Annotated in this window: 15 protein-coding genes and 1 pseudogene; 7 read left to right on the forward strand and 9 right to left on the reverse strand. The window is 62.3% G+C overall.

The window, feature by feature from the left end; all coding sequences use genetic code 11:
• The first annotated feature begins 77 nt into the window (after nucleotides 1–77).
• From NA647_RS01845 to NA647_RS01855, 3 genes are all read left to right on the forward strand, one after another.
• On the forward strand, nucleotides 78–1,313 hold the full coding sequence (locus NA647_RS01845) for a sensor domain-containing phosphodiesterase (RefSeq protein ID WP_256056145.1): 1,236 nt from the start codon (nucleotides 78–80) through the stop codon (nucleotides 1,311–1,313).
• 176 nt (nucleotides 1,314–1,489) lie between these two features.
• Nucleotides 1,490–1,897 (forward strand): DUF2946 family protein, encoded by a 408-nt coding sequence (locus tag NA647_RS01850; RefSeq protein WP_256056146.1) that lies wholly within the window; start codon nucleotides 1,490–1,492, stop codon nucleotides 1,895–1,897.
• A 115-nt stretch (nucleotides 1,898–2,012) separates the two neighbouring features.
• A complete protein-coding gene (locus NA647_RS01855) occupies nucleotides 2,013–3,410 on the forward strand; it encodes a PepSY-associated TM helix domain-containing protein (protein ID WP_256056147.1) in 1,398 nt (465 codons plus the stop codon).
• Nucleotides 3,411–3,414: 4 nt separating this feature from the next.
• Here the strand turns inward: NA647_RS01855 and NA647_RS01860 are convergent, their stop codons facing one another.
• The 3 genes from NA647_RS01860 to NA647_RS01870 are packed head-to-tail and all read right to left on the reverse strand — an operon-like array spanning nucleotide 3,415 to nucleotide 7,561.
• Nucleotides 3,415–4,806: an efflux transporter outer membrane subunit gene (locus NA647_RS01860; protein WP_256056148.1), complete on the reverse strand. Its 1,392-nt coding sequence runs from the start codon at nucleotides 4,804–4,806 to the stop codon at nucleotides 3,415–3,417.
• Nucleotides 4,803–5,987: an HlyD family secretion protein gene (locus tag NA647_RS01865; protein ID WP_256056149.1), complete on the reverse strand. Its 1,185-nt coding sequence runs from the start codon at nucleotides 5,985–5,987 to the stop codon at nucleotides 4,803–4,805. Before NA647_RS01865 ends, NA647_RS01860 begins: the two co-directional genes overlap by 4 nt.
• Nucleotides 5,984–7,561, reverse strand: a complete 1,578-nt coding sequence (locus tag NA647_RS01870) for an MFS transporter (protein WP_256056150.1) — start codon at nucleotides 7,559–7,561, stop codon at nucleotides 5,984–5,986. The genes NA647_RS01865 and NA647_RS01870 overlap by 4 nt, the downstream gene beginning before the upstream one ends.
• Before the next feature lie 276 nt (nucleotides 7,562–7,837).
• On the opposite strand from NA647_RS01870, the gene NA647_RS01875 reads away from it, so the two are divergent.
• A complete protein-coding gene (locus NA647_RS01875; protein ID WP_256056151.1) occupies nucleotides 7,838–8,290 on the forward strand; it encodes a PA2169 family four-helix-bundle protein in 453 nt (150 codons plus the stop codon).
• A gap of 121 nt (nucleotides 8,291–8,411) precedes the next feature.
• Complete coding sequence (locus tag NA647_RS01880; protein ID WP_256056152.1) at nucleotides 8,412–9,332, forward strand: AraC family transcriptional regulator; 921 nt, start codon at nucleotides 8,412–8,414, stop codon at nucleotides 9,330–9,332.
• Between the two features lie 3 nt (nucleotides 9,333–9,335).
• On the opposite strand, the gene NA647_RS01885 is transcribed toward NA647_RS01880, so the two are convergent.
• From NA647_RS01885 to NA647_RS01910, 6 genes and pseudogenes are all read right to left on the reverse strand, one after another.
• Nucleotides 9,336–9,794, reverse strand: coding sequence for a carboxymuconolactone decarboxylase family protein (locus NA647_RS01885; RefSeq protein WP_256056153.1), 459 nt, complete (start codon nucleotides 9,792–9,794; stop codon nucleotides 9,336–9,338).
• A 10-nt stretch (nucleotides 9,795–9,804) separates the two neighbouring features.
• Entirely contained in the window at nucleotides 9,805–10,542 is a 738-nt protein-coding gene (locus NA647_RS01890) for an SDR family oxidoreductase (RefSeq protein WP_256056154.1), read from the reverse strand.
• A gap of 187 nt (nucleotides 10,543–10,729) precedes the next feature.
• Nucleotides 10,730–12,262, reverse strand: a complete 1,533-nt coding sequence (locus NA647_RS01895) for a sialate O-acetylesterase (RefSeq protein WP_423836451.1) — start codon at nucleotides 12,260–12,262, stop codon at nucleotides 10,730–10,732.
• A gap of 137 nt (nucleotides 12,263–12,399) precedes the next feature.
• Complete coding sequence (locus tag NA647_RS01900) at nucleotides 12,400–14,001, reverse strand: response regulator (RefSeq protein ID WP_256056308.1); 1,602 nt, start codon at nucleotides 13,999–14,001, stop codon at nucleotides 12,400–12,402.
• An 82-nt stretch (nucleotides 14,002–14,083) separates the two neighbouring features.
• Nucleotides 14,084–15,607: an ATPase domain-containing protein gene (locus tag NA647_RS01905; protein WP_256056155.1), complete on the reverse strand. Its 1,524-nt coding sequence runs from the start codon at nucleotides 15,605–15,607 to the stop codon at nucleotides 14,084–14,086.
• A 512-nt stretch (nucleotides 15,608–16,119) separates the two neighbouring features.
• Nucleotides 16,120–18,111, reverse strand: a pseudogene (locus tag NA647_RS01910) (methyl-accepting chemotaxis protein).
• A gap of 213 nt (nucleotides 18,112–18,324) precedes the next feature.
• Between NA647_RS01910 and NA647_RS01915 the strand changes: the two are divergent.
• Both NA647_RS01915 and NA647_RS01920 read left to right on the forward strand, forming a co-directional pair.
• Nucleotides 18,325–19,269, forward strand: coding sequence for a class I SAM-dependent methyltransferase (locus NA647_RS01915; protein ID WP_256056156.1), 945 nt, complete (start codon nucleotides 18,325–18,327; stop codon nucleotides 19,267–19,269).
• Nucleotides 19,270–19,473: 204 nt separating this feature from the next.
• Nucleotides 19,474–21,774 carry a PAS domain S-box protein gene (locus NA647_RS01920; RefSeq protein WP_423836455.1) on the forward strand — a complete coding sequence of 767 codons (2,301 nt, stop codon included), beginning with the start codon at nucleotides 19,474–19,476 and terminating at the stop codon, nucleotides 21,772–21,774.
• Nucleotides 21,775–21,831: the final 57 nt, after the last annotated feature.

Here is a 21,831-nt window from a genome sequence, read left to right on the forward strand (position 1 = left end):
AGGCTCTGCTGCGCATTTCTCTGAAACCGCCAAGGCGCCTTGATTCTTCCGATGGAAGATGGCGAGGGATGGTCATGATGAACCGCAATTCTGATGGGGATACCGGCAGCGAAATGTCGTTGATGGTCGACGGGTTTGAACGTGGCAGGCTATCCATCGGCGAGATGCTTACCGAGGCGCTGGACGTGGTGCGTCACCATCTACGAATGGAAGTGGCTTTCATTGGAGAATTTCGGGACGGAAGGCGCGTATTTCGTTATATCGAAGGGCAATACCGCTCGATGTCGCTGGCCGTTGGCGACGGCAGACTGTTAGAGGAAAGCTACTGCCAACGCATCGTTGATGGACGGTTACCGGAACTTATCCGCAACGCTGGCGAATTACAGGAAGCGCTGGCACTCCCGGCGACCCGGACGTTACCCGTCGGTGCGCACATGAGCGTGCCGATTCGCTTCAGCGATGGTTCGCTCTACGGCACCTTCTGCTGTTTCAGTACGCAACCCGACGAAACCCTGAACGACGCCGATCTGGAGACCTTGCGCCTGTTCGCCCGTTTTGCCGGAAGGGTGCTCGAGCGACACGCGCTCAGCGAACAACAGCGCAATGAAAAACTCGAGCGCATCAAGGCGGTCATTGCCCAGCGTGATTGCTGGATGGTCTATCAGCCGATCTTCCATTTGGTGCACAACACCATCATCGGCTACGAAGCGCTGGCGCGTTTTCGCCCCGAGCCATACCGCTCACCGGACCTCTGGATGGGTGAGGCAGGCGAGGTCGGGCTTCGCACGAAACTTGAAGTCATGCTGCTCGAAACGGCACTCGAGGCGCTGCCGTTGATTCCCGAAGATGTGTACCTGTCCTTAAATGTCTGCCCCGATGCACTGTTGGACGGCTCGGTAGTGGCACTGCTTGCCAGGCAGCCACTGCATCGACTGATGCTCGAAGTGACCGAGCACACCTCCATCGTCGACTACGCGTTGGTCGCGGCGATTCTCGAACCGCTACGCCAGGGTGGATTGCGGTTGGCGGTCGACGATGCGGGCGCCGGCTATGCCAGCTTTCGCCACATCCTCAAGCTCAAGCCTGACGTTATCAAGCTCGACCGCAGCCTGATTAGCAACGTCGATAGCAACAACGACACCTGCGCTCTGGCTGCGGCACTGATCCGCTTCGCCGAGCAGACGGGCAGCAACATCATTGCCGAAGGCGTCGAGACGGATGCAGAGCTGACGACCCTGCGCGGCCTCCAGGTGACCAAGGCGCAGGGCTTTCTGCTCGGGCTGCCGCAGCCGCTAGAAGGTTCGGCTGGCTGAGCGAACGAACCGCTGATTGACTGATCCACTTTGCCGCGAAGTCCTGTCGTCCTGGCGTCACGCGCACCAACCGGGAAAGTTACAATCCAAACCGCTGTGCAAGTTTCCGGGGCTGCCATCCAGCCGTTGTCCGCGAGACTGCTGTGTTTTCGTCTTGCCGGAGTCGCCCGTTTCCCATGCACCGTCCCCGTCGCGTCCCGATCTGGATAGCCGCTCTGGCGATGCTGCTGCATCTGTTCGCGATGCCACTGATGAGCGCTGGTGCGCCGGGCATGGCCGGACACTGCACAATGGCCGAGGCCAGCCGGCATGCTTCCACCCATTTCACTGCGCATAACGGCTACGCGACGGCTATCAGCCACGCGGTGGGTGACAACCAATCCATCCCTAAGCCAGCGCGCCACCTCGGCATGCCTTGCTGCTGCGCTGGCTCGGCGTCGATGGCTGCGATACCCTCCAGCGCGACGGCATTGCACCCGCCGCGGCTGGTACAACGCAATGTCCTGCCCCTCGTCATGGCGACGCCGCTGTCGCCGCGTTATCGCTGGCCCCGCCTCAACCCTCGCGCTTCTCCGCTCACCTGATCGTTTGGAAATCGCCTGCCCGATTGCTTGCGTCAATACCATTTGGGCAGCCGGCCGCGTCGCCAATCCTCAATCACCGGGGGGTGGCTGAATCTTTTCGAACAAGTGAGTTTTTATGTCGTCATCCATTTCCCCTGCCCAGCCTGAGGCACCGCCTCTTGCGTTCCGGGTGCAGCGACCCTTGCTGGCGCTGCTGATCCGTCTGCATCTGTACGTTGGCCTGTTCGTCGGGCCGTTCATCCTCATCGCGGCGTTGAGCGGCTTGTTCTATGCCCTAACGCCACAGCTGGAGAGCCGGCTCTATGCTGAACAATTGTTCGTCGACAGCGACGGACCTTCGCTGCCCCTGGCACGGCAGATTGAAGTCGCACAAGCACACATCGGCGAGGCGGCGACGCTGTCGGCGGTGCGTCCGGCACCGCAGCCCGGCACCACGACACGGGTGATGTTCAGCGCGCCGGAGCTGGGACCGTCGGAGAGCCGCGCCGTGTTCATCGACCCGGTAACGGCTGAGATCCGCGGCGATCTGCTGGTTTACGGCACCACCGGAATATTGCCGCTGCGCACATGGCTCGATCAGTTTCACCGCAGCCTGTTGCTGGGCGAGCCGGGCCGAATCTATAGCGAGCTGGCCGCCTCTTGGCTATGGGCTGCGGCGCTGGGTGGGCTGGCGCTCTGGGTTATCCGGCGCCAGGGTAATCGCAAGGCGAACGTGGCCAGGACGCAACGGTTACGACGCTGGCATGCCACGCTGGGGCTGTGCTTGCTGTTGGGGTTGCTGTTCTTCTCCGCCACCGGTCTGACGTGGTCGCGCTGGGCGGGGGACAACATCGGCGTCGCGCGGGCGGCCTTCGGTATGTCTACGCCGAGCGTATCCACTGCGCTGACCGGCGAGCCGGTGGCGCCAGCGGGTGAACATGCCCATCACGCCGAAATGCAGATGGCTGCGGCTGAGCCGGGTGATCCTGCCTTATTCGATGCTGTGCTGGCTGCTGCGCGCCACGCCGGTATCGACGCCGGCAAGCTGGAAATTGTCCCGGCGGCAGGCTCGGATCGTGCCTGGACGGTGACCGAGATCGACCGCAGCTGGCCGACACAGGTCGACGCCGTAGCCATCGATCCGCGCTCGCTGGCGGTCACCGATCGCATCGATTTCGCCACTTTCCCGCTGGCAGCCAAGCTGACGCGCTGGGGAATCGATGCCCATATGGGTTCGTTGTTCGGCCTGGCCAATCAGCTGCTGCTTGCCGTCACCGCGCTCGGCCTGGTGACGCTGGTGATCTGGGGTTATCTGATGTGGTGGCGCCGCCGTTCGCCTGCGCCCCGGCCCGGTGTATTGCAGGCGCTGCGCGATCTGTCGCCGACTACTCGTGTGGTGACGGTGGGGCTTGCGGTGCTGTTCGGTTATTGCATGCCGGTGCTCGGCGGCAGCCTGATTCTGTTCCTCTTTGCCGAGTGGGTTATCGGCGGTATACGGCGTACCGATCGCGAGACCTTGCGACAGCCTGGCTGAGCCATCAGTGCTCGACGGCCTGCCAGCCACCGCCGAGCACTTGATAGAGACTGATCAGCGCATTGAGCTGGCTTTCGCGCAGTTGTACGGCTGTCAGCTCGGTATTGAACAGGTTGCGCTGGGCGTCGAGGGTTTCCAGATACGACGAATAGCCAGCTCGATAACGATCTTCGGCGAAGGTCAGCGACCGCTCGAGAATCGCGCGGCGCGCCTCGACGCGTTCGATCTGCTGCCGCAGGTTACCCACCGCCGACAGGCTGTTCTCTACCTCGGTGAACGCTTCCAGCGCAGTGGCACGATAGGCGAAGGCCGCTTGATTGCGTTGCGCGACCGCGATGTTCACACCCGCTTCCAGACGCCCGGCGTCGAAGATGGGGGCCAGCACGCTGGCGCCGATATCCCAGACGCGGACCGGGTCGTAATCCAGTGAATTGACGAACAGTTGGCCGAGGCTGGCTGAGACCTGCACCTGCGGCAGAAAACGGTCGCGCTGGGCTTGCAGATTAAGGTCGCTGGCCGCCAGCAACAGTTCGGCCTGATGGATATCCGGCCGCCGCCGCAGCAGTTCCGAAGGCAACACGGCGGGCACGCTTGGCGATTCGAGCGCGAGCAACCCGGCGCCGCGCTGCACCGTGCCCGGTAGTGCTCCGGTGAGCAGACGCAGCGCGTTTTCCTGCTCGCGAATCGCCTGTTCCAGTTGGGGCAGCAGCTGCGCTGCGGCTTCGTATTCGGACTGCGCCTGCGTCAGTTCAAGTTGCGAGGTGTAGCCGAGGCTGGCGCGGTCCTCGGCGACACGCAGCGCCTGCTGGCGCGACTCGACGGTTTCGCGGGTCACGAACAGCTGGCGGTCCAGCGACAACAGCGAGACATAGGCACGTGCTGTGGTGCTGGCAACGGCCAGGCGCACGGCGTCGCGTTCGGCCTCGCTGGCCTGGTATTGCAGCTCCGCGGCTTCGCGCAGACGCTTTAGCCGGCCCCAGATATCCAGCTCGTAAGACACTTGCAGCGAGGGCTGCGCCGCTGTGGTATGCGCGATGCCGAGCACATTGAGCTCCCGCGCGCGTTGCACGCCCAGCACCGCGTCTAGATTCGGCAGCAGCGAAGCGTGGGACAGGCGGATCTGTTCACGCGCCTGTTCGACCCGCGACGCGCCTATCAGCACGTCGGTGTTATGTGCCAACGCGGTTTCGATCAGTGCCGTCAGTTGCTGGTCACCAAATGCCTGCCACCAGGTGGCGGAGACTTCGGCTGTGCGCGCCGCCTCGTCGCGCCATTGCGTGGGCGGGGTAAACGCAGCTTCGGGCGGCAGCGGCTGGCGCGGTGGCATGCAGCCTGCCAGCGTGATCAGCAACAGTCCCGACAACAGACGAAGCCGGAGATAGGACGAGTAAGTCATTGCGTGCCGTCCGCTGCGGTATCAGCGGCCTCGGCGTCGCTGCTTGTATCCACATGAGTGACCACCGACAGCCCCGGTCGCAGGCGTTGGCTCAACGGCTGGTTCGGATCAATGGAAATGCGCACCGGTATCCGCTGCACCACCTTGGTGAAATTGCCGGTCGCATTATCCGGGCGTAGCACGCTGAATTCCGAGCCGGTGGCCGGTGCCAAACGCTGTACACGCCCGCTCAGGCGAGCACCGTCCAGTGCGTCGACCTCAATGGACACCGGCTGGCCTGGGCGCATGGCGAAGGTCTGGGTTTCCTTGTAATTGGCGATCACCCAAAGCTGCTCCGGCACCAGATAGAGCAGCTGCGAGCCGGCCGCGACGTACTGGCCCTGGCGCACCGTGACTTCGCTGACCTGGCCGTCGCGCGGCGCTTCGATGACCGTGTTGTCCAGGTCAATCTGCGCCCGCTTCTGTGCCGCTTCGGCAATCTCCACTTGCGCCTGAAGTCCGCCGCGTGAGACTTCGCTGGCCTTCAACGTCTGCTCGGCAATAGCGATGGCGGCCTGGGCCTGCTTCACGTTTGCCGCCGCTGCGCGGGCGCTGGCGCGGATCTGGTCGCGCTCACGAATCGAGACCGAGCCGCGTTCGGCCAGCTCGTTGACGCGTTTTTCATCGGCCAGGGCGCGCTGCAGCTCCGCTTCGGCGGCCGACAGCTCGGCGCGGCGTGACGCCAGCGTGGCGCGATTGGAAGCCAGGGTCTGTTCGAGGTTTTCTAGCCCGAAACGCTGCGCGGCCAGCTCGGCACGGCGCTGCTCGACTAACTGGCGATACTGTCGATCATCGATGCGCACCAGCGGCTGGCCGCGCGCGACTTGCTCGAAATCCTGTACCAGCACCTCGGTAACGTAGCCGTTGACCTGCGGCGCGAGCACGGTGATCTGCCCGCGCACATAGGCGTTTTCGGTGACCGCGACACGGTCGGTGAACGGCCACAGCTGCCAGGCGTAGAGAATCGCCAAAACACCGGCCAGCGCGACCAACGCCATCAGCATGACCGAGCGGCGGCTTGGCTTGATCGTCTTCGGCGGATCGTCCGGTGCCGGGCCGGCATCCGTCACTGCAGCTGAGGGCTGTGGTGGTTGAGCTGTCTGCAAGGCTTCTTCTTCGTCGGGTCGTTTGGTTTCACTCATGGAGGCGGGGCGTTCCTGTTCTGCCGCGCGAGGCGCAATGTGTGATAGAGCGTCCAGCCGAACACGCCGATGGCGAGCATGCCGATCAGCCGGAATACATCATTGAAGGCCAACACGTTGGCCTCGCGCGTGGTCGCTTGGCTCAGCTGCGCCGCGCTCTGTGCCTGGCGCAATCGAGGGTCGCTCTGGCGCGGCGCCAGCGCCTGGCTCTGGGCTTGCAGCCGCTGCGCGATACGCGGATCGCTCGGCACCACCTGCTCGGTCAGATGGCTGGAGTGGTACTTCTCGCGAACCACCTGATAGGTGCCGAACAACGCTGGCGCTGCCAGCCCGCCGAGGCTTTGGGTCATGGTGAACAGCACGATGAAGCTGACCAGATAATTGGGCCCGTTGCGCAGCGCCTTGCCGATGCCAGTAATCAGCAGCGGGCCGAGGAACATGCCACTGGCGAAGGCCAGCAGGCCCTGACTGAGGAACATGTCGTGCGGGCGGGTGAGGTTGGTGGCGTCGAGGTCGAGGAAGCTGGCGACCACGATCAACACGATCGACAGCAAAATCTGCGGCAACGCGGTAGTGAGGCTGAAGGTCATCGCGCTGCCAGCGATGCCCATACTTAGCCCAAGCAGAATCACTGCATACAGTGGCTGTAGCTGTTCGGTGCCCATGCCCAAAGTCTGCAGCAGGCCGACCGCGCCGTAGGTCTGCTCTGACAACAACAGACGCAGCGCCAAGGCACCGAAGGCGAAGCGCAGCATTTCAGCGGTGCCGAGCCAGCGGGTGTGCAGCAAGGGATTACGTCTGTGGTGTTCGATCATGAACGCCGTGCACATCAGCACCAGCGCGACGATCAGCGCGTAGCCGAGCCAGGGCTGCTCGGTCCACCAAAGTATTCGACCCTGGGCCAGCACCGCCGCGATCAGCGCCAAAGCCGGGGCGAGCAGGGCGAAGGTGAGAAAATCCAGCGGCTCGAAGACCTTGATGCGTTCGCCCAAGGGCAGCTTGAGCACTACCACCGCCGCCAGCGAGCAAAGCGCCAGGCCGCTCTCGAACACATAGAGGCGGTGCCATTCGCCCATGTCCAGCAATGCCGGCGACATCAGCCAGGCGAGGGGCGTGCCCAATTGTGAAATGCCGAAGCCGAAAATCACCCCCTTCGGCAGGTCCGCCTTGCGGAAGGCTTGCAGCATGTAGAACAACCCGAGGGATGAAGTGGTAGCCGCTGCCAGGCCACTGGCAGCGCGAACGAACACTGCCATTTCCAGCCCTTCGACGAAAACGTGAGCGATGCTCAGCAGCGCATACAACGTCAGCCCGATCTCGGCGAAGCGGCGCAAGCCGTACTGCTGGCGAAATTTGATCATCAACAAATTGGCCGAGACGTTGACCATGAAATAGGCCGCTGGTAGCCAAGCGGCTTGTGACGGCGTCAGGCCAAGGTCGCCCTGAATGCTCGGCAGGTTGGCAATGAACAGTGCGTTGCCCAAGCCGCCGGTTAGCCCGACCAGCACGGCAACACAGGCATAGGCGATGCGCATCGGCATCGGATGCAGCAGGATTGCCGGCGAACCGGGCATGGATGGGCGTTCGTGCGGTTCCCAGCGAGGAACGGGGGCGAGGTATTCCGGCATGTTTCGCAGGGCTCGACGGCGATGGCTCAGGGTTATGTGCGCTTCTGCCGGGACGGCAGTCATTCTTGGGACAATCGCGAGCGCGAAACGGTTGATCGAAGTTATCGACAGGGCACATCACCGGGGCAAGCCGGCTGAACCTTTGACGAAGCGGAGCAGTCGACTTAACAGGTTGGCCGTGTTGTTTCCGGCCGTTTTAGCAAGTCCCAGGAGGATTATTCAATGGATACCAAAGACACTATTTCCGTACTCAACGACCTCATCGAAACCAGCAAGGATGGCGAAAAAGGCTTCCGCGAATGTGCTGAGGACCTCAAGAACCCCCAGCTGAAGACCACCATGACCCAGCGTGCACAGGACTGCGCCACGGCCGCCGCCGAACTGCAGCAACTGGTGCGTACCCTGGGCGGTGATCCGGAGACTTCCACCAGCGTTGCGGGAGACATGCACCGTCGCTGGGTCGACCTTAAATCAATGGTCACGGGTAAAAGCGACGAAGCGATTCTCAACGAATGCGAGCGTGGTGAAGACGTCGCTCTGAAGAGCTATCGCAAGGCGCTCGACAAGGACCTGCCAGCCGACATTCGCGTGGTGGTTCAGCGCCAGTTCCAGGGCGTGCAACGCAACCACGATCAGGTCAAGGCGCTGCGTGACGCAGAACGCGCCCGTAGCTGATCGTGCATTGCTTCGAAAATTGCCGGCTAACGCCGGCTTTTTTTGGAAGATAATTGGCGGCAGGCGGCATAGCGGGTCAACAACAGCTACGCTGATTCCCTTCGTATCTAGGAGCCTGCCCATGAATTCATTCATCGCTCCGTCAGACGATGAAACCCGCGCGCAGCGCGCCGAGTTGGCGCAGCTAGTCGAACGTTTCGTCGACGGTGATGGCGTGCACCCGACCGCCATCGATCCCCTGCACTTGATTCGCTGCGCGGAGCCGGGCGAGCCGGTCTGGGGTGTGCACAAGCCGGCACTTTGCATCATCGTGCAGGGTGGCAAGGAAGTGCGCTTGGCCGACGAGCTGTACTGCTATGACCCGCTGCATTACCTGGTGGTCTCGGTCACGCTCCCGGTGGGAGGTTGCGTAGTGCGCGCCTCGCCGCAAGAGCCCTACTTGTGCATCAGGCTCGACATCGATCCGTCGCTGATCGCCGGGTTGATCAGTGAATCCGGCCAGCTCGCTGAAGTGGACGAGGCACCAGGGCGCGGCCTGTATCTGGACCGTATCGATGCTCCGTTGCTCGACGCGACCCTGCGTCTGGTGCGCTTGTTGGACAAGCCAAAGGACATTCCGGTACTGGCACCGCTGGCGCTGCGCGAAATCTTCTATCGCCTGCTCTGCGGGCCGCAGGGCCAGCATCTGCAGGAGGTCGCATTGCAGGGTAGCCAGTCGCATCGGGTGACCCGCGCCATCGAGTGGCTCAACCAGAACTATGTCGCGCCGCTGCGCATCGAGGATTTGGCGCGGCGGGTCAATCTCAGCAGTTCCAGCCTGCATCACCGTTTCAAGGCGCTGACCGCCATGAGCCCGCTGCAATACCAGAAACAGCTCAGGTTGCAGGAGGCTCGGCGGTTGTTGATGGCCGAAGGGGTGGAGGTGTCGGTCGCGGGTTACCGGGTCGGCTACGAAAGCCCCTCGCAATTCAGCCGCGAATACAGCCGGTTGTTCGGCGCCTCCCCGATCAAGGACATGGCGCGGCTGCGCAGCATCGCCTGAGCCTCAACGTGTCGTCGGGTCCGGCACTTCCCGCAGCGCTTGCGCCGCATCGATGGCGCGCGGAAAGCCAGCGGTTACGGTGGTCAGATAGATCACCTCTTTCAACTCATCACGCGTGACCCCGAGCCGCAGCGCATAACCGGCATGAATCTTCAGATACGGCAGGTTGCCTTGCGCGGCGAACGCGGCGATGGCAGCCAACTGGCGGGTGCGGTCGTCCAGGCCTGGGCGACCCCAGACATCACCGAGCGCGTAGGCGGTAACGCCCTCGGCGAGAAAGGGATAGTCCCGCTGTAGGGCTTCGAGCACCGGTTGCCCGGCACCACCGGAAAGCCGCTCCATTACCTTCATGCCTCGCTCGTGCCGCTCGCCCTCGTCGGTTGCGCAGGCGGCGCCCGTTGATAAACCGGCGAATAACACCAGTCCGGCTGCTATCAGGGTTCTGCTTGCATTGCCATTCATGAACGTGTCCTCAGTAGGGGCTGGCGGTGGGGCGGACGATCAGCTCGCTGACATCCACATCGGCCGGCTGATCGATGGCATAGGCAATCGCGCGGGCGATGGCCTCGGCGGGAATGGCGATCTGGCGGAAGTCGCGCATGGCAGAGCGAGCGTCTGCGTCAGAGATGCTCTCGGCCAGTTCGGATTCGGTCACGCCGGGGGATATCAACGTGACGCGGATGTCGCCACCGACCTCCTGGCGCAGCCCTTCGCTGATGGCGCGTACTGCATATTTGGTCGCGCAATACACCGCAGCGGTCGGGCTCACCGCGTAGGCGCCAATGGAGGCGACGTTGATGAACTGCCCGCTGCGCTGACGTTGCATCAGCGGCAGTCCGGCGGCGATGCCGTGCAGCACGCCGCGGATGTTCACGTCGATCATTCGGTCCCATTCGTCGACCTTCAGCGCCTCCAGCTTCGAAAGCGGCATCACGCCGGCGTTGTTGACGATGACGTCGACGCGCCCGAACTGCTGCTCGGCGAAGTCGATGAAGCCCTGCATCTCGGCGCGGCTCGTAACGTCCAGCGCCCGGACCACCGCGCTGCCGCCGTTATCGTTGATCGAGGCGGCCAGCGCTTCGAGGCGTTCCAGCCGTCGTGCGCCCAGAACCACTCGCGCGCCCTGGCTGGCCAGCAGGCGCGCCGTCGCTTCACCGATGCCGCTGCTGGCACCAGTGATGGCGATGACTTTTCCGTTGATGTTCGACATGCGCAGACCCTCCGATTGCATTCATGGATGCAGCACTGCTGTGCTGTGAGATGAATGCTAGTGAGTACGCATGGCGGGTGTTAGGCGGATTCTGCCGGGTGCTTGCCTGATTCTGGCGGTCCGTATCCTCGTGCCGGTGCTCCGGGCGCAGGCGTCGCGCGCCGGAGACCAGTGTCGTGCTGGACGGTCAGCGCTTTCGAGCGGCTTCGTCGGTCTTGGCCTCGATCTCGAACGCGATGCTCCAGTTATGCAGCGGGTAGGGTTCGTCCACCAGCGCGTCGATATTGGCTTCCGGCCACATGCCTTCGTCCGACAGGTATTCGTAGTGAGCGTCAGCCGGGGTGGGATCGCTGTCACGCAGCTCGCCTGCGCCGCCGACCGCGCGGCTGGCGTAACGAATGCTCGGCGTACCGCTCAGGTCACGTCCGGCGGTCAGGCGCACGATCGTACCGGCGGCGACCTCGACCCCTTCGATTGGCACCTCACCTTGCTCGTCGCTCATGGTGAAGCCTCGGCCGTCGATCATTCGCGCCTGATGGCCAAGGTAGGGTTCTTCGAAGGTCAGCGGAGGATGCGGCACGTGAAAATCGATGAGGATTTCACGTCCCTCGACCGTGGCGCCGAGCGGCGACAAAGGCACCCAGTTGCGGCGCTCGACCACGACCTGGTGGTAAACCTTGCCAAGCATCTGGCCGAACCAGCGATAACCGTTGGCTGACAGATGCGTGCCCTTGTCCACGTAGGGATAAACCGGCCCGGCCAGATACCAGTTGGGCTCCTCCTGCGCCAGTTCCCACTGGGCCATGCCGATGTCGAGGCTGCCGTCGACAACCGATGTCTTGGCATCGGTCTGGTAGCTGATGAATGCAGGCATGCGCTGCTGCCCGATGGCTTGCGCGGTGTCGGCGTAGAGGTCATCGCGCAGCTGGCGCATCATTGCCTTGTAGTTTTCCTTGTCGTTGATCCCACCCTGAATCTCGGCGTAGTCGTACTCGCCCTGTAACCAGAACAGGGCGCTGAGGCTGTAGCTCGCGCCTTCGCCATCCGCCAGTTGCTTGGCCTGATCGACGGCTTGCAATACTCGTTGGTACTCGTTGGTGCCACCAACCTTGGACAGTTGCGCAATAGAACGTCCCGACGTGGCGGCGTTGCTGGCGACGAACAGGTGCTCGGGGTCGGCCTCGACGCGGTGCTTTTCCAGATACAGCCGGCGCGCCATGTTCAGCGCGCCGACTTCCACGGACTCGCCTTCTTCCTGGGCGTGCTTTTCCAGCTTCGCTACCGCGTCGTTGTCGAGAATGATTTTGGGGTCCCGCTTGAACTGCACCACCGCCTTGAGCGGCTTGAACGCCGCTTCCCCGACCGGTACGAAGCGTTCGCCACTGAAAGTTGCCGAACGTGTTGAATCGCCCAGCATCAGATTGTCGTAGCCCGGCTGTTTCGACAGTGCTGGCCAGCCTTCTGCGGCAGAAGCCAGCGACTGACCGTAAGTGATGATGTGGTTGTACTTGGCGCTCGGGGCGGGGGAGAGGTGATTGGGCTTGGCCATCAGCTGTTCGGTGAGGCGCTTGTTCTGCGCATCGCGGTCGATCAGCGACTGCTCGTCAGCCAGCAAGGGTAGCGAGCAGCTCATCAGCAATACGCCCATCAGCGCCGCGGCATTTCGCTTGATGGTTGCGGAGCGGGCAAGCGGACTGGGCTGATCCCGAGGGATGCGCATGGTCGATTCCTTCTGGTTTGATGCAGACGATTAGCAAAAGCCGGGGCGAACCGCAGCGGCTCGGAACTCGCGTTTCGACGGTCTTGGCTGTGGTTAGTTCGTGAGCGGGACGAGTCGCGTCGGCCAACGACGGAGGATCAAAGTGCGGATAGGCTCGTGAGTTCGGCGCTTTCCATGGCACGTTTCAATGCCAGGTCCAGCTCTTCGAGGCGGTAGGGCTTGGCCAGTACATGCACGCCTTCGGCTTCCGCCGAATTTTTCGCTGCCTCGGCATAGCCGCTGGTGAGCAGCACGGGAATGCCGAGTTGGCGCGTGCGAATTTCTCGCGCCAGCTCTACGCCGTTCATGCCGCCGGGCATCATCACATCGGAAAAAACGATGTCTACCTGGCGCCCGTTCGCAAGTGTTCCAAGGGCAGCGGCAGCACTGGCGGAATGGGTCACCCGATAGCCGAGATGCTCGAGCATTTCTCCCACCAGCGCGGCGACTTCTTCATCATCGTCGACCAGCAGAACGTTACCGGCGAACGTCTCGGGCGTTTGTTCGACGCGCACGCTCTCGATGTGCACCTGGGCCGGCAAATGTTCAGAGCGCGGCAGCATCATGATCACGCTGGTGCCTCGTCCACACTCCGTATCGATCCAGACCGTACCGCCGGACTGGAGGGCGAAGCCATACACCTGCGCAAGGCCGAGACCGGAGCCCTTGCCGATCTCCTTGGTGGTGAAGAACGGATCGAATACCCGGCCGCGAACGTCGGCGGGGATGCCGGTGCCCGAATCGATGACCGCCAGGCGAACAAAGTCACCCTGCCGGCCAAGCACCACTTCATTCGGTGCGTTGGACGCCTGCAGCAGGATCGAACCGCCGTCGGGCATGGCGTCGCGAGCGTTGACCGCGAGATTCAGTATCACCAGCTCCAGTTCGCCAGAATCGGCTTCGATCGGCCATAGATCCGGTGCGAACTCCACTTTCACGTGAATGTCGCCCCGCAGACTGCGGTCCAGCAGCTCGCGCATCTGGCTGATGCGCTGGGCCAGATCCACTGGTTCGGGTGCCAGTGACTGGCGGCGCGAAAAGGCCAGCAGTTGGCGCGTCAGGGCTGAGCCGCGTTGTGCTGCCTGGCGCATGCCATCCATCAGGCGTTGGCGACGGTCTGGGTCCGCTCGCCGATCGAGCATGTCCAGGCCGCCGGAGATAACCATCAATAGATTGTTAAAGTCATGAGCGATGCCTCCGGTGAGCTGGCCGATAGCCTCGATCTTCTGCGTTTGGCGCAGGCTTTCTTCGATATGGGCGCGCTCGGCGATCTGCGTGCGCAACTCGAGGTTGGCTTTTTCCAGTTCACCAGTGCGCTCTACTACTAGCGCCTCCAGTTCGAGGGATGCCTGTTCGCGCGCCTCGATCAGCGCTCGCACCTCGTACTGGCGATGCCGCCCGCGCAATGCGGTCCGCAGCGCGCTGGTGAGCGTAATGCTCTGTACCGGACGTTCGAGCAGCGAGACGTTGCGCAACGCTGCGACCATGCGTTGACGCCAGGCCGCGACCGAGGGTTGCTGATGCTTGCTGGTCAGCACAACGAAGGGAAAATCGGACCACGTCGGTTGCTGATCGACCCAGGCCGACAGCGCGTGGAGGTCCTGACCGAAAAGGCCTTCTTCGGCTATGAAGACCGCATCGGCGCTGGTCTCGGCCAGCTCCAGCACCTCATCGACGCTGTGACAGACGATGGCGCTCATGCCGCTGCGGCGCAGCAGCTCGGCCGAGGCGGGACCGTCCCGGCCAATGGGGGCGTAGACGGCTACTGTCGGAATTGCTGGGTCAGACGTCGTCATGCTCGTCTTTCATGAGGGGAGCGGCATCGCCAGTGTAGGCCGGTGTGCCCGAGAAGATACCGCTGAACTTCGAAAGCGGCGGCCCGACCTTGATGCCGGAAGCCCCAAGGCGGAACTCCCGGATAGTGTTTTCGTGGCGGCCGCTACGCTTCTTGACCACCGACAACGCCCGGCGAACGACGCCTGCATGCTCGAAATAGCGCAGCATAATAACCGCATCACTCAGATAGCTGATATCGACCGGCGTATCCATCGGTCCGACCAAACCATGCTGGGCCAGAACCATCACGCTCATCACGCCTTTCTGGCCCAGATAGCTGAGTAACTCGTGCATCTGCAAAATCAGGAAGCGGCCGTCTGGCATCGCGTTGAGATAACCGTTAAGGCTATCCAGTATCACCAGCTGCGCGCCTCGTATCTCAACGCTGTCGCGCACCGCGGCGGTAAATTCACCGGGTGAAAGTTCGGCAGGATCAATCTGTTGCAGGTGCAGCAGTCCTGTTTCGATCCAGGGTTCTAGGTCCAATCCCAAAGCGCGGCCACGGGCCATCAGGGTTCCGATTCCTTCATCGAAAATGAAGAAAGCCACCTGTTCACCGCGTTTACACGCAGCTACGGCGTAACCCAGCGCCAGCGATGATTTGCCAACGCCGGCGGCGCCAATCAGCAGCGCATTGGTTCCGCGCTCCACGCCACCACCGAGCATTTTGTCCAGGGCCGCATTGCCGCTGGATGTCAGTTCCCCTATGAAGTGCGTGTGATGCTCAGCGGCAATCAGTCTTGGATAGATCGACAATCCACCTTTTTTGATGGTGAAGTCATGGTAGCCGCCACGAAACTGAATGCCGCGCATCTTGATGACGCGCAGCCGCCTGCGTTCGGCGCCGTAATCAATGGCCAGCTGCTCGAGCATCACCACGCCATGGGATATCGAATGCAGCTGTAAATCGCCGCTTTCGGAGGTCTGGTCATCGAGCAGGATTACTGTGGAATGTCGGGTGGTGAAGAAATGCTTGAGCGCCAGCACTTGTCGCCTATAGCGCAGCGGGCTCTGAGCGAGCAGGCGCATTTCCGAAAGGCTGTCGAATATAACCCGGCTCGGGTTAGTTTCTCTGACCCTATTGAATACTTGCCTGGTGGTCTCGCTCAGTTCCATCTCGACCGGATGCAGGACCGTCAGCTCAAGATCGGGGTCCAGGCTGTCCTCGGGCGTCACCAGTTCCAGAACGTCGATGCCTTCAAGTGTCCAGCCGTGGCGTTTGGCGACCAGCTTCAATTCCTGTTCCGTTTCAGACAGTGTGACGTACAGGACACGCTCGCCCTGGCGAACGCCTTCGAGTAGAAACTGCAAGGCGAGGGTGGTCTTGCCGGAGCCGGGGCTGCCCTCGTAGAGATACATCCGATTGGGGTCCAGGCCTCCACCGAGGATGTCATCGAGGCCTTCGCTGCCAGTGGATATGCGAGGGGAATCTGCGTCCAAACTGACGGGACGATCGGGGGAATCAGACATTTCCATACTCCTTACGCAGGCTTCATTCGAGGGGCCGCGTTCCTTTTCTGCTGCTCCGCAACCACATGATTGGTTGCGGGCGAATCATGCCGGAATAGTTGTAATGGCTGGCCACACAGAGAGCCTCTCGGATGTCATCTGAGGCAATTGCAGGACCGAGGCGATCGGCGTTGCCCGAGTGGCGTAGTCATTTCATCCGACTCGGCTTTTCCAGTGCCGTTCCGCATGGCGGGTCTCGCAGCGGCTGCCTGATCGCGTCGTTGCGCGCGACCCGATGCCCACGAACTACACCTCGATAGCGTGCTTATTCTAAATAGGGGAAACACCATTTTTCACGGCACGCAGCTTGGTCGTAGGGTCGGCTTGCTGACCGCAACGGTGGTGAATCGTTGCTGCGCTGGCATCAGCACCGATATCGTTGTCGCCTCGTTCTGGAGCCGTGACGACGCGATATCGCACGTTACGCATTTGTGCCGCAGGCGCCGCTAAGGAAGCCTGCGATCAGTCAGCGGTCAAAGCTTGAAACGGCTCACCATGGCGATCAGACGGTCGTTGGATGCGGACAGGCCATCGGTGCTCTTGCTCACCGTCACGCCGGATTCCACCAGTTCGTCGACCATATCCCGCACCGCAACCATGTTCTGATTGATCTCACCGCTGACGGCACTCTGCTCTTCGGCAGCCGCGGCGATTTGCGCGCTGAGGTCGTGGATGCGGTTGACCGAATCGGCCATTTCATCGAGCCCGCTGTTGACGCGCGTGGTGCGCTCGGCGGTGGCCTGGCAGCTGCCTTTGGTTTTTTCCATCGCGTCTACCGCAGCATCGACAGCGCTCTGCAAGGCCGCGAGCATCTCGTTGATTTCCGAGGTGCTCTGCTGCGTCCGCCCGGCGAGAGCGCGCACTTCGTCAGCGACCACGGCGAATCCGCGCCCTTGCTCACCCGCACGGGCGGCCTCGATGGCGGCGTTCAGCGCCAGGAGGTTGGTCTGCCCGGCGATTTCGCCGATGACTCCCAGCACATCGTTAATGCGGCGGGCGTCTTGCTGCATCGCCTGGACGCGCGCGGTAGCCGAGTCGACTTCATTGACCAGCGCCAGCACGCTTTGCGCCGCTTCGTCGACGGTGCGACGCGAATGCGCGGCGTGGTCGTTGGCGGCCTGTGTGAAGCTCGCGGTTTCGTTGGCGCTCTGTGCGACGGAGTCGGCCGTGGAGCTCATTTCGGTGATGGCCGTCACCGCCTGATCCGTTTCGCTGGCATGGCGAGCCAGGATGCCGTTGGTGTGATCGGATTGCTGCTTGAGCTGTTCCAGTTCGACCGAAATCTGGCGGGACGAGGTGGCCAGGTCGGCGATCATTTCCTGCAGATAGGCAATGAAACGGTTCACTGCGACACCGATGCGGTCGACTTCATCGTCGCCCTTGATTTCGATGCGACGGGTCAGATCCGCATCACCGGACGACAGGGACTGGGTGTTGCCTGACAGCAGATGCAGCCGGCGCATGAGGTTGCGCAACGCGACGACCGTCAGCAGCAAAAGGAAACCCACCAACGGCAATTGCAGCCAGCCCAGGGTGCCGAGCACCGAGCGAGTCTTCTCGGTCAGCAAGTGGCTGGGCAGCGCGGTTGCGAGCAACCATGGCGTCCCCTCGATGGGCTTGAGGAAGAACGAGGTCTGCTCGCCGTTCTGGCCTTCGAACTCGGCGAAGCTGAGCGGGTCGCCACTGTCTAGCGCGGCCTTGATCTGCGCCACGAACGGCGTGCGTGACGCCAGCTCGGAGACGTTCTTCAGGACGATCTGTTCGCTCAGGGCGGGCAGGTTGCTGAGAATCTTGCCGTCCGCTTCGACGATCATGATTTGACCCTGGATTTCCTTTTCCTTGGTCGCGACCAGTTCGTTGAAGAAGCCCAGCGTCAGGTCGATGGTTGATACGCCATAGACGCTGCCGTTCTTGTTGATCGCCATGGCGCAGTTCGTGCGCGGTTCGGCACTGGCGTCGTCCTTGTAGGCGGCCGCCCAGGCGCAGCGCCCGCTTGGTGTTTGCGCTCCGGCCCGGTGCCAGGGCTGCTCGAAGTAGTTCAGCGACTCGGCGCTGTTCCAGTGCGTGTTGATCTTCAGCTGACCACTGGCGTCACGGTGATAGAAGGTGCTGTGTTTCGCCACGCCGGGCGTCCTTGCGTTGGGCTGCGGCTAGATGCCGCCGCCGAACACTTTTTGGTCGCCGTACTGGTCGATCAGGCCCGGTAGCACGGCGTCGATCTGGTCGCTGTCGAGCAGCGCGACGGTTTGGGTAATGGCACGGGACTGGCTTTCGATCCGCGCCAGATTGAGTCGAATTGCCTGGGCGATTTCGTCTACTTTTTCTTCCACCAACTGGACTTCAGTGGCTTTCAACTGGGGCGCGACGAATTGGTTGATGCCTAACAGCGTCAGGCCAATGGCGACAAGAATGAAGGCCGCAAAAGTGGTGAGGTAGCGTGCCTGGATCGTTTTCAAGAAGGTCATGGTTGTGCTCGTTACAAGGGGCTACGGCGGAAGAACGCCCATATGCTCGTGTTATCGGCGCACCCTCTTGAAGCTGTAGGGCTAGTGGTCGACTCGGTCCGTTTGGCGCGCTGGCGACGCGAGCTTTTCGGCTGGCTGCATTGGCAGGCAGGCCCGCAAGCGCTTCGAATCCTGTTTAAAATCGCGCGCTTTCTCTAACTAACGATGACCGTCATGCATGCCGATGCCCTTGTCACTTTGCAGAACCACCTGACCATTGCCTTGGAGCAGTTGCCCGATGAGACTCGCCGTCTGTTTCATGGCCGCGGACGCTGCTGGGCGGGGCTTGAGCACGTGACCGTCGATTGGCTACAGGGCATCGTGCTGGTTTCGTTGTTCCGCGCACCGGTGGACGCCGAGATGGATGCGTTAAGGCTCGGCTTGTCGGCGCTTATCCGAGGCGCCGAGTGGCAGAACAGCGGGGCGCATAGCCTGCTGTTGCATCACCGCTATCTGCCCGACAGCCACATGGAACAGCTACTGGGCGAGCCGGTCAGCGAATGGCTGATCAGCGAGAACGGGCTGCGCTACAAGCTCGATCTCGGCATCAAGCAGAACAATGGGCTGTTTCTGGACATGCGCTACGGCCGGCGCTGGGTGCAGGAACAGGCGCAGGGCAAGCGGGTGCTGAACCTCTTCGCCTATACCTGTGGCTTTTCCGTGGCGGCCATCGCGGGGGGCGCCGAGCATGTGGTCAACCTCGACATGGCGCGCGCTGCGCTCAGCCGTGGGCGCGAGAATCACCGGCTCAATGAGCATGACCTGAGCAAGGTCAGCTTCCTCGGCCACGAGCTGTTCAAGTCCTGGGGCAAGGTGAAGAAAAGCGGCCCTTACGATCTGGTGATCATCGACCCGCCATCGTTCCAGAAAGGCAGCTTTGCGCTCGATAAGGATTACCGGAAGATCCTTCGGCGCTTGCCGGAGCTGCTGACGCCCACGGGTACGGTGCTGGCCTGCGTCAACGATCCCGACGTGGCCCCCGATTTCATCATTGAAGGCGTTGCGGCCGAGGCGCCGGACTTGGTATTTCAACAGCGTTTGCCGAACCCGCCGGAGTTCCCGGATGTCAACTCCGACAGCGGCTTGAAGGCGCTGGTTTTCAGCCGCACGCCGGAGTAGCGTCGGCTGACGAGGGGGCGTCGAAGCATTTCCTGTCGCTGTTACTCTTCGCTGAACCTTCACCGGCCACTGGCTGACAGTTACTCTGGCCTGCGGCCTTGCATCTTCACGGCGGGGCGAGCATCCATAGCTACGTCGCGGGCTCGAAATCGACCCGTCACAGGAGACAACGCCATTCCTGATTCAGGCCAGCAAGTACAGGCAATTTTCGAAGCCGCCAGCGATTGCGCCATGCTCACCACTGATCGCGACGGCATCATCACGGCCTGGAGCGCGGGTGCCGAGCGCGTCTTCGGCTGGACGGCGCAACAGATGTACGGACAGCCGTTCGACCGCCTGTTCAGTGGTGAGGACCGGCCTGCGGAACTGCTGCGCGAGCAGATGCAGCGCGCCCTGCAGCAGGGCAGCACCAGCCATGAACGCTGGTATATCCGTGCCGATGGGGCACGGTTGCATGGCGCGGGCACGCTTACGCCGCTGTATGCCGAGCAGGGCCATTTCGGTTTCTTGAAGATCCTGCGTGATCGCACGGCGGAGGACGAGGCCGCGCGGCGACTGGCCGAGAGCGACGACCGTTACCGCCTGCTGTTCGAGGCGATCGATGCGGGTTTCTGCATCATCGAGATGAAGTTCAATGCGCAGGGCAAGCCGATCGACTATCGCTTTCTCGAAACCAATCCGGCCTTCGAACGCCAGACCGGGCTAGTCGATGCGGTCGGCAAATGGATGCGCGACCTGGCGCCTGAACATGAGCAGCACTGGTTCGATATCTACGGTGGGGTGGCGCTGAGCCGCCGCCCGGTGCGTTTCGAAAATCACTCCGAAGCCTTGCAGCGTTGGTTCGAAGTGCAGGCGATGCCCGTCGGCGAACCGTCCGAACAGCGCGTCGCGGTTTTGTTTAACGACATCTCCGCACGTCGCAACGCGGCGCAGGCACTGCAAGCCCTGACCGTCTCGCTGCGCGAGGATGTCGCGACCCGTACCAAGGACCGCGACCAGCTCTGGGAGTTGTCCAGCGACGTGATGCTTCGCTGCCGTTTCGATGGCGGCATCGTCGCGGTCAATCCGGCCTGGGAACGTCTGCTGGGCTGGTCGGAAGAGCAACTGCTGGGCGCTAATATTATCGACTTCATCCATCCTGACGACCTGGCGGACACAAGCGCGACCGTTCGACAGTTGTCGGAAGGGCGCTCTTTTTTGCATTACGAGAATCGCTACCGCTGCACTGATGGTAGCTATCGCTGGCTCACCTGGTCGGCCCGGCCGGCGGACGGTGTGATCAATGCCGTGGGGCGTGACATCACCGCTGAAAAGGAGCAGGCGCAGGCGCTCGCCCAGGCAGAGGCGCAGCTGCGCCAAAGCCAGAAGATGGAAGCCGTCGGCCAGTTGACCGGAGGCCTGGCACATGATTTCAACAATCTGCTGACCAGCATCGGCGGCAGCCTGGAATTGCTTGAAAAGCGCATCGAGCAAGGCCGTGTCGAATCGCTCGCGCAATACGTGACGGTGGCTCAGAACGCGACCCGTCGAGCGGCAGCGCTGACGCACCGCTTGCTGGCGTTTTCTCGCCGCCAGACGCTCAACCCGATGGGCACCGACGTGTGTGAGCTGGTCAATGACCTGCGCGAATTGCTCAGCCGTACGGTCGGCCCTTCGATCACGCTGCAGACGCAGTGCGCCGAGGATCTGTCCCCAACGCTGGTGGACCGTAACCAGCTGGAAAACGCCTTGCTCAATCTCGCCATCAATGCCCGCGACGCGATGCCCGACGGCGGGACGCTGACGATCGGCGTCAGCAACATCTGGCTGGAAGGTCGCGCGGCGTTGGACCTCGATGTGCCTGCTGGGCAGTACGTGCGCATATGCGTCGCGGATACCGGTGTTGGCATGTCCAAGGAAGTCGCCGCGCAGGCATTCGATCCGTTTTTCACTACCAAACCCTTGGGGGTGGGCACGGGCCTGGGATTGTCGATGGTGTACGGCTTTACCCGGCAATCGGGTGGGCAGGTGAAGATCCAGTCAGAGCCGGATCACGGCACCGCGATTTGCCTGTATCTGCCGCATGTCGCTTCGAGTGTGCCGCAGAGCGACATCGAAACCGACCCCAAGTCGGCATTTGGCGTCAATGGTGGAGCGGGCGAGACGATATTGGTCGTCGATGATGAACCGGCGGTGCGCCTGCTGGTGGTGGAGGTTCTTGAGGAGCTGGGCTATCGGGTGCTGCAGGCTATCGATGGTAAAAGCGCGTTGAGCATTCTGCAGAGTGACGAGCCGGTTGCGCTGCTTGTCACGGACGTCGGACTGACGGGCGGTATGAATGGCCGCCAGCTAGCCGACGCCGCTCGCCAGTCCGACCCCGGGCTGAACGTGCTGTTTATCACCGGCTACGCGGAAAGCACCGTGATGGGCAACGGTCAGCTCGAACCTGGCATGGGTCTGTTGACCAAGCCTTTTACGATCGATGCGCTGGCAGAGCGCATCGAAGCGTTACGCGGCAGGAGCTGATGCCGCCATCGAGCCTGACCGTAGCCACCGGTTTGGCTCGCGACGGCGCCGCCAGGG

This window comes from Stutzerimonas stutzeri (assembly GCF_024448985.1).
In the GTDB taxonomy this organism is placed as follows: Bacteria; Pseudomonadota; Gammaproteobacteria; order Pseudomonadales; family Pseudomonadaceae; genus Stutzerimonas; species Stutzerimonas stutzeri_AP.

Bases quoted from the DNA above. Each gene is read 5' to 3' on its own strand.
- NA647_RS01845 (WP_256056145.1), top strand. From the start codon at position 78: ATGAACCGCAATTCTGATGGGGATACCGGCAGCGAAATGTCGTTGATG.
- NA647_RS01850 (WP_256056146.1), top strand. From the start codon at position 1,490: ATGCACCGTCCCCGTCGCGTCCCGATCTGGATAGCCGCTCTGGCGATG.
- NA647_RS01855 (WP_256056147.1), top strand. From the start codon at position 2,013: ATGTCGTCATCCATTTCCCCTGCCCAGCCTGAGGCACCGCCTCTTGCG.
- NA647_RS01860 (WP_256056148.1), bottom strand. From the start codon at position 4,806: ATGACTTACTCGTCCTATCTCCGGCTTCGTCTGTTGTCGGGACTGTTG.
- NA647_RS01865 (WP_256056149.1), bottom strand. From the start codon at position 5,987: ATGAGTGAAACCAAACGACCCGACGAAGAAGAAGCCTTGCAGACAGCT.
- NA647_RS01870 (WP_256056150.1), bottom strand. From the start codon at position 7,561: ATGCCCGGTTCGCCGGCAATCCTGCTGCATCCGATGCCGATGCGCATC.
- NA647_RS01875 (WP_256056151.1), top strand. From the start codon at position 7,838: ATGGATACCAAAGACACTATTTCCGTACTCAACGACCTCATCGAAACC.
- NA647_RS01880 (WP_256056152.1), top strand. From the start codon at position 8,412: ATGAATTCATTCATCGCTCCGTCAGACGATGAAACCCGCGCGCAGCGC.
- NA647_RS01885 (WP_256056153.1), bottom strand. From the start codon at position 9,794: ATGAATGGCAATGCAAGCAGAACCCTGATAGCAGCCGGACTGGTGTTA.
- NA647_RS01890 (WP_256056154.1), bottom strand. From the start codon at position 10,542: ATGTCGAACATCAACGGAAAAGTCATCGCCATCACTGGTGCCAGCAGC.
- NA647_RS01895 (WP_423836451.1), bottom strand. From the start codon at position 12,262: ATGCGCATCCCTCGGGATCAGCCCAGTCCGCTTGCCCGCTCCGCAACC.
- NA647_RS01900 (WP_256056308.1), bottom strand. From the start codon at position 14,001: ATGAGCGCCATCGTCTGTCACAGCGTCGATGAGGTGCTGGAGCTGGCC.
- NA647_RS01905 (WP_256056155.1), bottom strand. From the start codon at position 15,607: ATGTCTGATTCCCCCGATCGTCCCGTCAGTTTGGACGCAGATTCCCCT.
- NA647_RS01915 (WP_256056156.1), top strand. From the start codon at position 18,325: ATGCATGCCGATGCCCTTGTCACTTTGCAGAACCACCTGACCATTGCC.